Below are 13,354 nucleotides of genomic sequence, written 5' to 3'. Positions count from 1 at the left end.
TCTTCCCTTGCGGCGCTGATCAGCTGCCCTGGATCCAACGATCTGGAGGCCCGCCGCCCAACTAGACGATTGACGAAGGAACTGACGCGTGGCCAATATCAAGTCGCAGGAAAAGCGCATCCTCACCAACGAGCGTGCTCGGTTGCGCAACCAGGCGACCAAGTCGTCCCTACGCACGGCCGTCCGCGGTTTCCGCGCGGCTGTCGCCGAGGGTGACAAGGACAAGGCGGGCGAACTGCTCGTGGCGACCAGCCGCAAGCTGGACAAGGCCGTCACCAAGGGCGTCATCCACAAGAACCAGGCCGCCAACAAGAAGTCGGCGCTGGCCCTGGCCCTGAACAAGCTCTGATTCTTTTCTTTCCGATCAACGCCGAGTGAGCGCTAACGCGCACACTCGGCGTTTTTTCGTGCCCTAAGGCTCATCCCCGGCGCATCACGTGTTCACCAATTCGGCCACCCGCCGCACCGCAGATTCCAGGGCGTAGTCGGCATCGGCTGCCGCACCCTTCACATCGGCGTTGAGCGCGGCCACCACTCGCATCGCCTCGGCCACCGCATCACGCGACCACCGGCGTGCCTGTTTCTGTGCCTTCTCGATACGCCAGGGTGGCATCCCCAGCTCGGATGCGGCCGCGTAGGCGTTCTGTTTGATAGGTCCCACCCGCGCGATGGTGTGTACCGCCTCGGCGAGCGCATCGGCCAACAACACATGTGGAACGCCCCGCTGCATCGCCCAGCGCAGCGCCTCCGTCGAGCCGGCGACATCCCCCACCACCGCCTTGTCGGCGATATCGAATCCGGATACCTCCGCACGTCCGGAGTGGTAGCGGCGCACCGCGGCCTCGTCGACATTGCCGTCGGTATCGGATACCAATTGCGAACACGCGGCCGCCAATTCGCGGATATCGGAGCCGACGGCATCGATCACGATGGCGACCACATCGGCATCGACCTTCTGCCCGAGACGACGAAATTCCTTGTGGACGAAATCGGCCCGTTCGGCGGCCTTAGCGATACGCGCACAGTTGTGCACCCGGGCACCGAGGTTCTGCAGCGTGGTCGCCAATGCCTTCGCGCGGCCACCACCCGAATGCTGCACGAGCAGAAAGGTCCCCGGCGGCAGATCCGAGGCAGCCTGCTCGATGAGCACCACCGCGTCCTTACCCGCCTCGGCCGCGGCGTCGACGACGATGACCCTTTCGTCGGAGAACAGCGAGGGGCTCAGCAGTTCGGCCAGTTCCGCCACGTCGATCAGGCCCGCACGCAGCCGGTTGACGGGGATATCAGCACCCGCCTTGCCGCGGACCGCATGGAGCACCGAGGTCACCGCACGCTCGACCAGTAGTTCTTCGTCTCCCAGGATCAGGTGCAGCGCTTCGGTCACCCGACGATCGTCCCACGTGGTGAAGACAGCTTGGCGCGCCCAGCCGCACAGGTCTCAGAGATGCAAATCTAAGGTTTTTCTAAGAAATTAAGAGAGTAGTAAGAGTAGGGTGCATCGAGACGAAAGGATCAGCGATGACACCTGAAAAGCGGGAACACAGAGATCACGCGGTAGTCCTCGGGGCTGGGATGGCCGGACTACTGGCAGCCAGGGTGCTGTCGGAGTCTTACGAATCGGTGACTGTGGTCGAGCGCGACGAATTGGGCGCGGGTGCCACCCCACGCAACGGCGTGCGACAGGGTCAGCACATCCACATGTTCATGAGTTCAGGCACCGAGGCGCTGGAACAACTGTTCCCCGGAATTCTCGGAGAGCTCCGGGCGGACGGAGCCACTGTCTGCGATGAGGGCGACCTCTCGCGCGTCAGGATTCTGATCGGGCCACATGAGATGTTCAACCGATCAGACAAGTTCCGTGACCCAGAGACTTTCAAGCTCTATCTCACGACCCGCCCCTTTCTGGAATCTCATGTTCGACAACATGTTCGACTGATCGACAATGTCAGGTTCCTCGACGGACACGATGTCATCGAGCCGATGACCGAGGAGCACCGCGTCACCGGCGTTCGCGTAGCGCGGCGATCCACGAATCTGGTCACAACCCTCATCGCGGACCTGGTAGTCGACGCCACCGGACGGACTCCACGGACTCAAACCTTCTTGGATCGGCTCGGGTGCGAAAGGCCTGCCGAGGTCCGCATGGCATCGCCCGTAACGTACGCCAGTCAGCTCTTGCACGTTTCCGATGACATCGCCCTGGACAAGCTGACCTTCTTCAACCCGGCACCAGAACACCCGCATGGCGGAGCCATCGCCCGTTGCGAGAACGGCACCGTGATGATGACCCTTGGCAAGTTCAATATGGAGGAACCGCCCACCACCTTCCACGAAATGACGTCATTCGCAGAACAATTCGTTCCCCAAACACTATTGGACACCATCCGGTCCGCGGTACCGATAGGCGACGTGCACACCTTTCGGCATCGCGACGCTGTATGGCGGCGCTACGACCAGATGCAGGAATTCCCGGAGGGTCTGCTGGTGATCGGCGACGCGATCTGCAGTCTGGACCCCATCAAGGGCCAGGGGATGACGATGGCCATCGTCGAGGCGGTTGTGTTGCGGGACTGCCTCGACGAAGGTGATGCCGGGCTCGCCCACCGGTACTTCGGCGCCGTCGCCAAACGCATCAACGTGGTGTGGCAGCAGAACAAGATGGCAGCTCCCCTGTTCACCGCACCGCCCGCGAACGCCCGCCTCGGACAACGGGTCTCCTGGAGACTGACGACGTGGTGGGCGGGCAAGATGATGGCCGCGGCGCAGAACGACATTCGAATCACCGAAACGATCCTCCGCGTCAACCACCTGCACGACTCACCATCGCTGATGCGACGACCCGCATTCCTGCTCCGGGTTGCCGCTCATAGTTGGCGACGACACAAGGTAGCGGCGGAGGCACCTCGCCTCGAACTCGCCGTTTCCGCGGCATAGTCCGCGGTGCCCGACTACGAGCGACACGAACCTGGACGACCTCATCGAATGACCGGAACGGACCCAACATTGGCAAGTGGAAGCGTCGCCGTCTAGCTCACCAGTCTTGCCGACACTATCAACGCGAGTACGCACAGCGCGCCGCACCACCCCACCCAGCGGAACCACCGTCGACGCCATAGCCACACCGAAATTCCAACCGTGACAGCGATAACGACGAAACCGATCGCGCCCGATGGCACCGGGATTGCGGTCGATCCGCCCGCAGACGAGTAGTCCGCGGCTCGCAGCAGCCACCATAGTTCCGGGCCGCAGAACCTCACGAGGAGACCCGCGGCCACCGGGGAGATGACGGCAAGCCCCGCTGCCGCGGTGCCCAGGATGGTAATCGGCGCGATGACCAGGCCCGCAACCAAATTGGCGGCAACGGACGCCACACTGACGCTCCCTGAGATCGCGGCGATCAGCGGCGCGGTCACCAACTGGGCTGCCACGGCAATGCATAACGCGTCAGCGACCGGCTTGGGCCAGCCCCGCGAGGTCAGGTGCGCCGACCACCGCGGCGCCAACACCACCAGCGCGGCGGTGGCAACCACGGACAGCGTAAAACCGATATCAACGGCAAGACCTGGTGACACTGCCAGCAGCACCAAAATCGTTGCCGCCAAGGCAGGTACGGCTTGCCGGCGACGCGCGGTCAGCACGCCAAGCAGGCCGATCGCACCCATCACCGCAGCTCTCAGCACGCTCGGGGAAGGTCTGACGAGGATGACGAAGCCGACGAGGACCAGCGCCGCCAACACCACCGCGGCCCGCGGTCCGATCAGCCGCCCCAGCAGCAGTATCGCACCACACACGATCGACACGTTGGCTCCCGAAACCGCCATCAGGTGAGCGAGCCCCGATGTCCGAAACATCCCGATGGTGCCCGCATCGAGCGCACTGGTGTCGCCGAGGACCAGCGCCGGCAACAGCGCGGCCTGATCAGCGGGCAGCACACTTCGCGCAATATCGACAAATCGATTCCGAATGCTGTTGGCCGTGCCATGAATTGGCGAGCCACCGATCACCCGGGGGTCTCCGGTCGCCGCTAGTGTGGCGACAGTCAGATCATGCCGTCGGGAGCGCGTGACCGCCGCGCGCAACTGAAACGTGTCACCGACGGCGACCGCGCTGAGTAACGACGATGACCCGAAGACCACCACCGGGCCGGCGCTCGGCTGCGCCGGCTCGCCCATCGAGACGAGATCTGCGCGCACCATCGCGCGGCCACCGGTGATGGTCCGCGGGTCGTCGGTCACCCGTAGATGCACCGTAACGACTTTTCCAACAAGAGATCCCAATGGGTGATTGCGCACCCCGTGGTATCTCATCGCCGCTGCCACCGAGAATCCAATACCGGCAATGAGGACCGCTAGCGCCATGGTGACCACGCCCTTGGCCAGCCGCCCGCGAAGCAGCTGCACCGCAAGTGCTCCGATCCCTAGCACTGTTGCGGTGACATAGCCGACCGGCCACAGGATTCCCGCGGCGGTCGCCGCCCAGGCGGCGAGCGCGGGCGGCACTAGTCGCAGATCCAGGAGAGGCTCGTCGGCGCCGGCCGAATGCACGGAGCGGGCACGCGTCACAGCACGACAAAAGCTCGCAGCTTATCCAGCCGCGCGGGACCGATTCCGTCCACCTCCGACAGCTGGTCGATGCTGGTGAACTTCCCATGTTCGGATCGCCACCGCACTATTGACGCCGCCATAACCGGCCCCACACCGGGTAGCGCATCGAGCTCGGATTCTATTGCGGTGTTGAGGTTTACCCGACCCGACTGAACCGTCTCCTTGGGGGCGGGACTACCGGTCGACGCCAGCCCGGCAGCGATAATCGAGCTCGCCATCCCGACCGGCTGTCCCGGCGCCGGAGCCAGACCGACCACTATCTGATCGCCATCGACCACCGGTCGAGCCATGTTCAGCGTGACCACATCGGCGCCGTCCGCGGCTCCCCCGGCCGCGGTCACCGCGTCGGCGACGCGGGCGCCACCGGACAATGTGACCAGCCCGGGCCGCTTGACCAGTCCGACCACACTGATGACCAGTGAACTTGGCGCGGATACCGAGCTCGACGAAGCAGGTTGCACCGGAGGGAGGTTCGCACTCACCGGAGGCGGCGGCTGACGCATCACCGTGAAGACAGTGACCAGTACCGCCAACACACCGACCGCGCCCAGCGCGACTATGCCGGCACGACCAGGATCGGTGCGGATGGACTCCAGCCAGCCGCGCGCACCGCCCGTCGTCAGTGAATCCGGGAGCCAGCGCAACGCTGATTCCGACTCCAACCCAGCCGTCGTCCCCACGACGTCATCATCATCATCGTCATCAAGCTCGCGACCGGCCGGAGCCAGGCGTCGGTGCAGCAGCTCGGATTCCATGTCTCGACGCTAGAAAGCATCGGACCGTCCCACCAGCGGACGAACGGAAACTGTGGATCAATTCTGATCTGTGGAGAACCGCGGACGCCGTACGTCAGTCCACGGGCTCGGCACATACCCCGACGGCACCGGGACCCACATGCACCGCCAGCACCGGACCCATCTCCGAGATCACCGGATCATGAGCGGTGATCAACCGGGAACACACAAGCTCGTTCACCTTCTCGGCAGTTTCGGCGTTATCGACGTGATGGATGGTCACCGAGACACGACGCTCACCCACGAATTCAACAATGTTGTCGACCATCGCCCCGATTGCCTTGGTGGCGGTACGAACACGCTGCGCGAGAACAAGTTTGCCATCATCGTCGATCTGTAGCACTGGCTTGAGGGCCAATGCGGTACCGAGCCAGGACGAGGTTGCACTGATTCGTCCGCTGCGCCGCAGATGGTCCAGCTTGTGTACCACCATGACACATCGACTGCGCCCCACCGCATCCCGTGCGGCCTGGTACGCCGCACCCAGATCGGCGCCGGCGGCCGCGGCCCGTGCCGCGGCCAGCGCGACGAAACCACTGCCCATCGCCGCCGACCGCGAATCAATCACTCGTATCTGCTCACCGCATTCGCGGGCCGCCTGCTCGGCGGCCTCGAATGTGCTCGACAACCGTCCCGACAGATGCACCGCGACCACACCGTCGCCGCAGCTGTCGATGAGGGCCCGTTGGTAAGCCTCGGCCAGCTCGGCAGGCGACGCGCCTGCGGTGGTGGCGCGACCCTTCTCATACACCGAAGCAGGAATGGGATCCACGCCATCGCGCAGATCCAGATCGCCGGTCAGCACGTGCAATGGCACCAGTCGGATGCCCAGCATCTCGACGTCTTGCGGTTGCAGTCGCGCCCCTGAATCCGTCACCACTACAACCGGCATGGATCACCGAACCTTGAGCTCGGGCAGCACGGTCTGCAGTGCGTTGATCATCAATTCGGCAACGCGTTCATGTGCGACAAAGTTCCAGTGGATCCCGTCCGGATTTCCCCGGCCCGAGAAGATCTCCTCGCCGACGGCTTCCTTCAGGTCCACCACGGGCATCTTGTGTTCGGACGCCCATGCCTCGATGGCCGACGCGGTCGCCTCCCTGCCGGAGTGCACGCGACCGTACGACTCGGCGATGTGAACCGATGGCAACGAGGCGATCATGGGAAGCCCTGGACGGTTGAAATCCAGTGCACCACGAGTCTTTTCGAGGTATTCCACGGTGAGTTTGGGCGGCAGCGCCACCCGAGCAATGGGGGAAAGCCGGGGCTGCAGCCAGCCGTACCCGTCGCGGATCCAGCTCCGCAATCTGGGCGGACGGATCAGCCTGATCGACTCCCGCAATGCCGTCGGCAGCGGCGACGGCAGGGAGTCCATCCCGCTGGTCGCGAAGATGACCGCCCCTGTGCGTGGTACCGCCGCCCATGCCCGCGGGTCCTGGATGGCCGCCCACCAGACGTCCCTGCAGGTCCAGCCAATTCGCGCGATCAGCTCGACATCCCAACCGAGGTGCTGACCGACGATATTGGGCCATATCCTGGGATCGTCGGCAGGTAGGCCGCCGGTGGGGCCGTAGTACGACAGCGAGTCGGCGAATATCAGGAGCGTCTTGCGTTCGGTGCCGTCGGTCCGATCAGAGGACGTCATTGGTTACCTGCGCTGAGGCGTTCCACACGTCCAGACGCCACCGGATGTCCTCGAACCCGGCATCCGGCGCCGAATGTCCGCCCAGCTGAACCCAGCTCGCATTGCCCATCCCGCCGAGCACCGGCCAATTGCTCACGTCCAACCGAAGCAGTGCCGCGGTGAGTGCCGCAATCAGACCTCCGTGCGCAACCAGAACCACCGGATGATCGCGCTCATCGGTTCCCCATTCCTTCACCGTGTCAACGAGTTCCGCGACGAGGGGCATACTGCGGTTCGCCACGTCTATGCGGCTCTCTCCCCCATGTGGCGCCAGCGTTGCGTCATCGCGCCACGCGGCCCGGGCACCGGGAGCGATGGCATCGACCTCATGATGTGTCAGGCCCTGCCAATCGCCGAGATGTGTTTCCCGGAGGCGTTCGTCGACGGACACCTGGACATGGCAGCGCTCTTCCAGCGCTGTTGCGGTGTCGTACGCCCGCTGCAGATCCGAGGACACGATGGTCAGGGGCTGCCGCTTGGCCAACACCTCGGCGGCGGCAATGGCCTGCGCCCGGCCCAGATCCGACAATCCGGTATCCAGCTGTCCCTGCATCCGGCTATCGGCGTTGAAGGTCGTCTGCCCGTGCCGCAGCAGCACCAACCGCCGAATCACGCGTCTTCCTCAGCATCGGACGGGCCGTCCACCGGCAGCGCATCCAGGTCAACCGGGATGGTCGGACAGTCACGCCAAAGACGCTCCAGCGCGTAATAATTACGCTCTTCTTCGTGCTGAACATGCACGACGACGTCCACGAAATCCAGAAGCGTCCAACGGCCCTCGCGGCCGCCCTCCCGCCGTACCGGCTTGTGACCGGCCCGGCGCAACTTCTCCTCGACCTCATCGACGATCGCGTTCACCTGGCGCTCATTGGCCGCCGAGGCGATGACGAAGCAGTCGGTGATGACCAACTGCTCGGAGACGTCGATGATGACGACATCGGTGGCAAGCTTGGAAGCGGCGGCCTGGGCGGCCAGCGACGCCAGCTCGATGGCGTCTGGGGCGGCGGTCATGCGGGGTCTCCTCGATTTTCGCTGTAGAGCTGGTGCTTGGCGACGTACTGCACCACCCCGTCGGGTACCAGGTACCAGATGGGCCGCGATTGGCCCATCCGTACCCGGCAGTCGGTCGACGAGATGGCGAGCGCCGGCACCTCGACAAGTGTGAGCCCGTCCGGCGGCAGCTCGGCATGGGCGATGTGATCGGAACTCAGTTCGTACCCGGGTCGGCTCACTCCGATGAACTTGGCCAGGGTGAAGAGCTGTTCCCAGTTCTCCCACGACAGGATCGATGCCAGCGCATCCGCACCGGTGATGAAGTACAGGTCGGCATCGGGATGCGCATCACGCAGATCCGTGAGGGTGTCGGCGGTGTAGGTGGCCCCGCCGCGGTCGATATCTGCCCGGCTGACGGTGAACCGCGGATTTGACGCGGTGGCGATGACGGTCATCAGATATCTGTGCTCGGCGGCGCTGACATTGCGTCGCTGCTTCTGCCATGGCTGGCCCGTCGGCACGAAGATGACCTCGTCGAGCCCAAACCGGTCGGCGACCTCACTGGCGGCGACCAAGTGACCGTTGTGGATCGGGTCGAAGGTTCCGCCCATTACCCCAAGTCGTCGTCGGGCCGATGAGCCGCTCACGCGCAGAGGAGACGGGTCGGATGGCACGAATGGCCAGCTTACTGGAGTGATGGTCGGCGTTAGACCGGTAGCAGGTTGTCGATCACCGCGGCCAGCTGCTTAGCCGATCGGCATTCATGCATGGTGATGGCGTCCTGGTACCGCGTGGCGGCCGAATCACCCGTTCCCCAGTGGTTCTTCGGCTCGGGATTGAGCCAATGTGCGTGGCGGCTGGAGGACACCATGGATCGCAGGGTGTCGAGCTCGGGACTCCGGTAGTTGGTGCGCCCATCGCCAAGGATGAGCAGTGAGCTGCGCGGGGACAGTGCCGTCGGAAAATTCTGGACAAACGTCTTGAAGGCGTGCCCGTAGTCGCTGTGCCCGTCGCCGGTGAACACCTGCGCCTCCCGGGTAATCCGCACGATGGCCTCAGCCAGATCGGTATTTGGCGTGAAAAGGTGAGTCACCTCGTCCGTGGTGTCGATAAAGGCAAAAACGCGAACCCTCGAAAACTGCTGACGCAGCGCGTCCACCAGCAGCAGGGTGAAATGCGAGAACCCTGCTACCGATCCCGACACATCGCACAGCACCACCAGCTCGGGGCGGGCCGGGCGCGGCTTCTTCTGCACGACGTCGATCGGCACGCCACCGGTAGACATCGACTTGCGCAGGGTGCGACGCAGATCGATCTGGCCGGTATGCGCACGCCGACGCCGGGCCGCCAATCGGCTGGCCAGCATCCGCGCCAACGGCTGCACCACCCGGCGCATATTGCGCAGTTGCTCCCCCGAGGCGCGGAGAAACTCCACGTTCTCGGCGAGCTGCGGCACCCCGTAGGCGGTGACCCGTTCCCGCCCCAGCTGTTCGGCAGTGCGGCGCTTGGTCTCCGCCTCCACGAGCTGACGCACCTTTGAGATGCGCTGTTTGGCAACAGCTTTCGCGACCGCCCGGTCCGTTGGTGACGCATCGTCGCCACTGCCGAGCAGGCCCATCAGCAGCTTGGCCTCGATCTGGTCCAGCGACAGCGACTTCATGGCCTGGTACGCCGAGTACGAAGTGCCCCGTGTCGAGTTGTACTTGCCGTAGGCCTCCACGATCTGGGCAATCAAGGAGTTGAGCGGAACGTCCCCCGCGTCGGCAGCCAACAGGTCCACCAGCTGATCACGCACTTGCTCGATATCGTCAATATCGCGCGGCTCACCCTCTGAAACGTCCACGGACCGCGCGCCCAGCGCGAGCGGGAACCACAGGTCGAACAACACATCGAATGTCGGCCGGTGATCGGCGCGGCGCAACACCGCACAGGCCAGGCCTTCGCGCAGCTCGGTGCGGCTTTGCAGCCCCAGCACCATCATCACCCGGCCCGCGTCCACCGTCTCCGACGGGCCCACCGAGATCCCTTGTTCACGTAGCGCTTCCACGAAGCCCACCAGATGACCAGGCAGCCCGTGCGGTGCCAGGGGCAGCACCGCCTTGGGAGGCTTACGCGCGGGCATTAGTTCAGCCTCAACTCTCCTGCGGCGCGCTGCTGATCGGAGTGGTGTTTGAGAATCACTCCGAGGGTGGACGCGATCACCGCGTCGTCCAGGGTGTCCAGGCCGAGCGCCAGAATGGTGCGCCCCCAGTCGATGGTCTCGGCCACCGACGGGACCTTCTTGAGCTGCATATTGCGCAGTACGCCGATGATGCGCACCAGCTCCTCGGCCAGCGCGGCGGGCAGCTCCGGCACCCGCTTGAGCAGAATGCGTCGCTCCAGCTCGGCATCGGGGAAATCGATGTGCAAGAACAAGCAGCGCCGCTTGAGCGCCTCGGACAGCTCGCGGGTGGCGTTGGAGGTCAAGAGGACGAAGGGCTTCCGGCTGGCCTGGATGGTGCCCAGTTCGGGCACGGTGACCGCGAAATCGCTGAGTACCTCCAGCAGCAAGCCCTCGATCTCAATATCGGCCTTATCGGTCTCGTCGATGAGCAGAACCGTGGGGTCCTCGCGGCGGATCGCGGTGAGCAGCGGCCTCGACAACAGGAATTCCTCGGTGAAGACGTCGGTCTTGGTTTCGTCCCAGTCGCCGGACCCGGCCTGGATACGCAAGATCTGCTTGGCGTGGTTCCACTCGTAGAGTGCGCGCGCCTCGTCGACGCCCTCGTAGCACTGCAGACGCACCAGGCCCGAGCCAGTGGTTTGCGCTACCGCCCTGGCCAATTCGGTCTTACCGACACCCGCGGGCCCCTCCACCAGCAGCGGCTTGCCCAGCCGGTCGGCAAGGAATACCGCTGTCGCCGTGGCGGTGTCAGCGAGATATCCGGTCTCGGCCAGCCGGGCGATGACGTCGTCGATGCTCGTGAACATCGGCGCGGTCTCGGTTCGATCCACTCGTTCTCCAGGTGTTAGGCGGGACGGATCTGACCGTCTCCGAAGACGATCCACTTGGTTGTGGTCAGTTCGGGCAGCCCCATCGGGCCGCGGGCGTGCAGCTTCTGTGTCGAGATGCCGATCTCGGCGCCGAAGCCGAACTGCTCGCCATCGGTGAACGCCGTAGAGGCGTTGACCATCACGGCTGCGCTGTCGACACGATCGGTGAATTCCTGGGCCGCACCGAGATTCGCGGTGACGATGGCATCGGTGTGACCGCTGGAGTACTGCTCGATGTGGCGAACCGCGGCGTCGAGGTCGTCCACGACGGCGGCCGCGATATCCAACGATAGGTATTCGGTACCGAAGTCCTCTTCCGTCGCCGGAACGACGCCCGGTACCGCTAGATCGCCGTGCACGGTGACCCCGGCCGCCTGCAGCGCGCCAATCAGCCTGGGCACCGCCGTCTCCGCGATATCCCGGTCTATGAGCAGCGTCTCTGCCGCGTTGCACACACTGGGCCGACGGGTCTTGGAGTTCAACAGGATCCGCTCGGCCAGATCGAGGTCGGCATCGGCATGCACGTACACGTGGCAGTTACCGACCCCGGTTTCGATGGTGGGCACCTGCGCATCGCGGACCACGGCATCGATCAGGCCGGCTCCACCGCGCGGAATGACCACGTCCACCAGACCGCGCGCCTGGATGAGATGGATTACGGTCGCCCGGTCCTGGCTGTCCAGCAGCTGGACGGTGTCGGCGGGCAGCCCGCCGGCGACCAGCGATTCACGCAGCACCCGGACGAGTTCGGTATTGGAGGTTGCGGCCGAGGAGCTACCCCGAAGCAGCACCGCGTTTCCCGACTTGAGGGTCAATCCGAAGGCGTCGACCGTGACGTTCGGTCGCCCCTCGTACACCATGCCGACGACCCCGAGCGGCACCCTGATCTGGCGTAGTCGCAGTCCGTTGGGTCGCGTGGAGCCGCGCAGTATCTCGCCGACCGGGTCGGGCAGACCTGCGACCTGACGCAACCCGGCAGCAATACCGCCAATCCGGCCTGCGTCGAGGGCCAGGCGATCGAGCATGGCGTCACCGATACCGGCAGTCCGTGCGCGCTGCAGGTCATCGGCATTGGCCGCAATGATGGAATCGGTGGCGGCGATGAGGGCATCGGCGGCCGCGAGCAGCGCAGTGTTCTTGGTGTCGGCAGTCAGCCGGGCCAGATCGCGGGCCGCGACACGTGCTCGACGGGCTGCAGCATGAACGTCCGCACGCAGATCGGATGTCGCCGACACTGCGACTCCAGGCTCCGGAGGGGCGCCTGAGACGCCCGCTGCGGGCTGGGCAGATCCGCGGGCCAACTCGTTGGTTGAAACGCTCATCGTGTCAGGGTATCCGGGTGCCCGAAATGTAGCTTCGCCAGTACTAGCCTGGGCAAGTGACTGAGTTAGCCACGGTATGTGTCCTCGGCAGCGTCAACATGGATCTGACGTTGCGGGTGGACTCGCTGCCCGCCCCTGGTGCCACAGTGCTGGCCACATCGGCTCGCCCTGCCCCGGGAGGCAAGGGCGCCAACCAAGCGGTCGCCGCTGCGCGCGCGGGTGCCGCGGTGCAGTTCATCGGCGCGGTGGGCACCGACGGCGCGGCACCGATGCTGCGATCTCACCTGGAGGACAACAATGTCGGCGTCGACGGGCTCGTCGAAGTCGACGGTCCCAGTGGAATGGCCGCCATCACCGTCGAGGACTCCGGCGAGAACAGCATCGTGGTGGCACCGGGCGCCAACGGTACCTTCGCCTTGGACGAGAAGGTGCACAAGGACATCATCTGTTCCCACGATGTGCTGTTATGCCAGTTGGAAATCCCGGTTCACGTCGCGCTGATGGCGGCGCGGTGGGCCGTCGAGGCGGGAAAACAGTTCGTGCTCAACGCTTCCCCGGTGCCCGAACGCTCGCCCGACCTGGCGGAGCTGGCTTTTCGAGCGAGCGTGGTCGTCGTCAACGAGACCGAGGCCAGATCCTGGCTGTACCCGTCACGACACCTGGTGACCACGCTGGGTGACGAAGGGGCGCGTTACCGCAGCCCGCAGGGGGAGATCACGGTTCCGTCGTATCCGGTGCGGCCGCTGGACACCACCGGCGCCGGCGACGTATTCGCCGGCGTGCTGGCGGCATGGTGGCCGCACGGACCCGAGATCGCCCTACGCCGCGCGAATGTTGCCGGTGCGCTCGCCACGCTGCGCTCGGGCGCCGGGAACTGCGCCCCGAGCGCGGCCCGGATCGAGCTGTCGCTGAAGGGCGCCTGAA

Annotated in this window: 14 protein-coding genes; 3 read left to right on the top strand and 11 right to left on the bottom strand. The window is 64.9% G+C overall.

The window, feature by feature from the left end; all coding sequences use genetic code 11:
* Positions 1–88 precede the first annotated feature (88 nt).
* Positions 89–349: a 30S ribosomal protein S20 gene (rpsT, locus tag MLB1_RS21000; RefSeq protein WP_180751775.1), complete on the top strand. Its 261-nt coding sequence runs from the start codon at positions 89–91 to the stop codon at positions 347–349.
* A gap of 84 nt (positions 350–433) precedes the next feature.
* On the opposite strand, the gene holA is transcribed toward rpsT, so the two are convergent.
* On the bottom strand, positions 434–1,384 hold the full coding sequence (holA, locus tag MLB1_RS20995) for a DNA polymerase III subunit delta (protein ID WP_180751774.1): 951 nt from the start codon (positions 1,382–1,384) through the stop codon (positions 434–436).
* 134 nt (positions 1,385–1,518) lie between these two features.
* Here holA and MLB1_RS20990 point away from each other — a divergent pair, with 134 nt between their 5' ends.
* Positions 1,519–2,934: an FAD-dependent oxidoreductase gene (locus tag MLB1_RS20990; protein ID WP_180751773.1), complete on the top strand. Its 1,416-nt coding sequence runs from the start codon at positions 1,519–1,521 to the stop codon at positions 2,932–2,934.
* 92 nt (positions 2,935–3,026) lie between these two features.
* Here MLB1_RS20990 and MLB1_RS20985 read toward each other — a convergent pair whose 3' ends face one another.
* From MLB1_RS20985 to MLB1_RS20940, 10 genes are all read right to left on the bottom strand, one after another.
* Positions 3,027–4,544 (bottom strand): ComEC/Rec2 family competence protein, encoded by a 1,518-nt coding sequence (locus MLB1_RS20985; protein WP_180751921.1) that lies wholly within the window; start codon positions 4,542–4,544, stop codon positions 3,027–3,029.
* Between the two features lie 14 nt (positions 4,545–4,558).
* The gene (locus tag MLB1_RS20980) at positions 4,559–5,359 is read right to left on the bottom strand and encodes a helix-hairpin-helix domain-containing protein (RefSeq protein ID WP_180751772.1); all 801 of its coding nucleotides are present in this window, start codon (positions 5,357–5,359) and stop codon (positions 4,559–4,561) included.
* 94 nt (positions 5,360–5,453) lie between these two features.
* On the bottom strand, positions 5,454–6,290 hold the full coding sequence (locus MLB1_RS20975) for a DegV family protein (RefSeq protein ID WP_180751771.1): 837 nt from the start codon (positions 6,288–6,290) through the stop codon (positions 5,454–5,456).
* 3 nt (positions 6,291–6,293) lie between these two features.
* Positions 6,294–7,043, bottom strand: coding sequence for a diglucosylglycerate octanoyltransferase (octT, locus tag MLB1_RS20970; RefSeq protein WP_180751770.1), 750 nt, complete (start codon positions 7,041–7,043; stop codon positions 6,294–6,296).
* Positions 7,030–7,695, bottom strand: a complete 666-nt coding sequence (gene gpgP, locus MLB1_RS20965; protein WP_180751769.1) for a glucosyl-3-phosphoglycerate phosphatase — start codon at positions 7,693–7,695, stop codon at positions 7,030–7,032. The genes octT and gpgP overlap by 14 nt, the downstream gene beginning before the upstream one ends.
* On the bottom strand, positions 7,692–8,093 hold the full coding sequence (gene rsfS, locus MLB1_RS20960) for a ribosome silencing factor (protein WP_180751768.1): 402 nt from the start codon (positions 8,091–8,093) through the stop codon (positions 7,692–7,694). The genes gpgP and rsfS overlap by 4 nt, the downstream gene beginning before the upstream one ends.
* Positions 8,090–8,722, bottom strand: a complete 633-nt coding sequence (nadD, locus tag MLB1_RS20955) for a nicotinate-nucleotide adenylyltransferase (RefSeq protein ID WP_358146393.1) — start codon at positions 8,720–8,722, stop codon at positions 8,090–8,092. The genes rsfS and nadD overlap by 4 nt, the downstream gene beginning before the upstream one ends.
* Positions 8,723–8,781: 59 nt before the next feature.
* A complete protein-coding gene (locus MLB1_RS20950; protein WP_180751767.1) occupies positions 8,782–10,197 on the bottom strand; it encodes a VWA domain-containing protein in 1,416 nt (471 codons plus the stop codon).
* Positions 10,197–11,045 (bottom strand): MoxR family ATPase, encoded by an 849-nt coding sequence (locus tag MLB1_RS20945; RefSeq protein ID WP_180751919.1) that lies wholly within the window; start codon positions 11,043–11,045, stop codon positions 10,197–10,199. Before MLB1_RS20945 ends, MLB1_RS20950 begins: the two co-directional genes overlap by 1 nt.
* Positions 11,046–11,083: 38 nt before the next feature.
* Complete coding sequence (locus MLB1_RS20940; RefSeq protein ID WP_180751766.1) at positions 11,084–12,430, bottom strand: glutamate-5-semialdehyde dehydrogenase; 1,347 nt, start codon at positions 12,428–12,430, stop codon at positions 11,084–11,086.
* 56 nt (positions 12,431–12,486) lie between these two features.
* Here MLB1_RS20940 and MLB1_RS20935 point away from each other — a divergent pair, with 56 nt between their 5' ends.
* On the top strand, positions 12,487–13,353 hold the full coding sequence (locus MLB1_RS20935) for a ribokinase (RefSeq protein ID WP_180751765.1): 867 nt from the start codon (positions 12,487–12,489) through the stop codon (positions 13,351–13,353).
* Position 13,354 lies beyond the last annotated feature (1 nt).

The organism is Mycobacteroides sp. LB1 (assembly GCF_013449725.1).
GTDB lineage: Bacteria > Actinomycetota > Actinomycetes > Mycobacteriales > Mycobacteriaceae > Mycobacterium.
The sequence above is the reverse complement of the archived record's forward strand: the minus strand, read 5'-3'. Positions and strand labels throughout refer to the sequence as shown.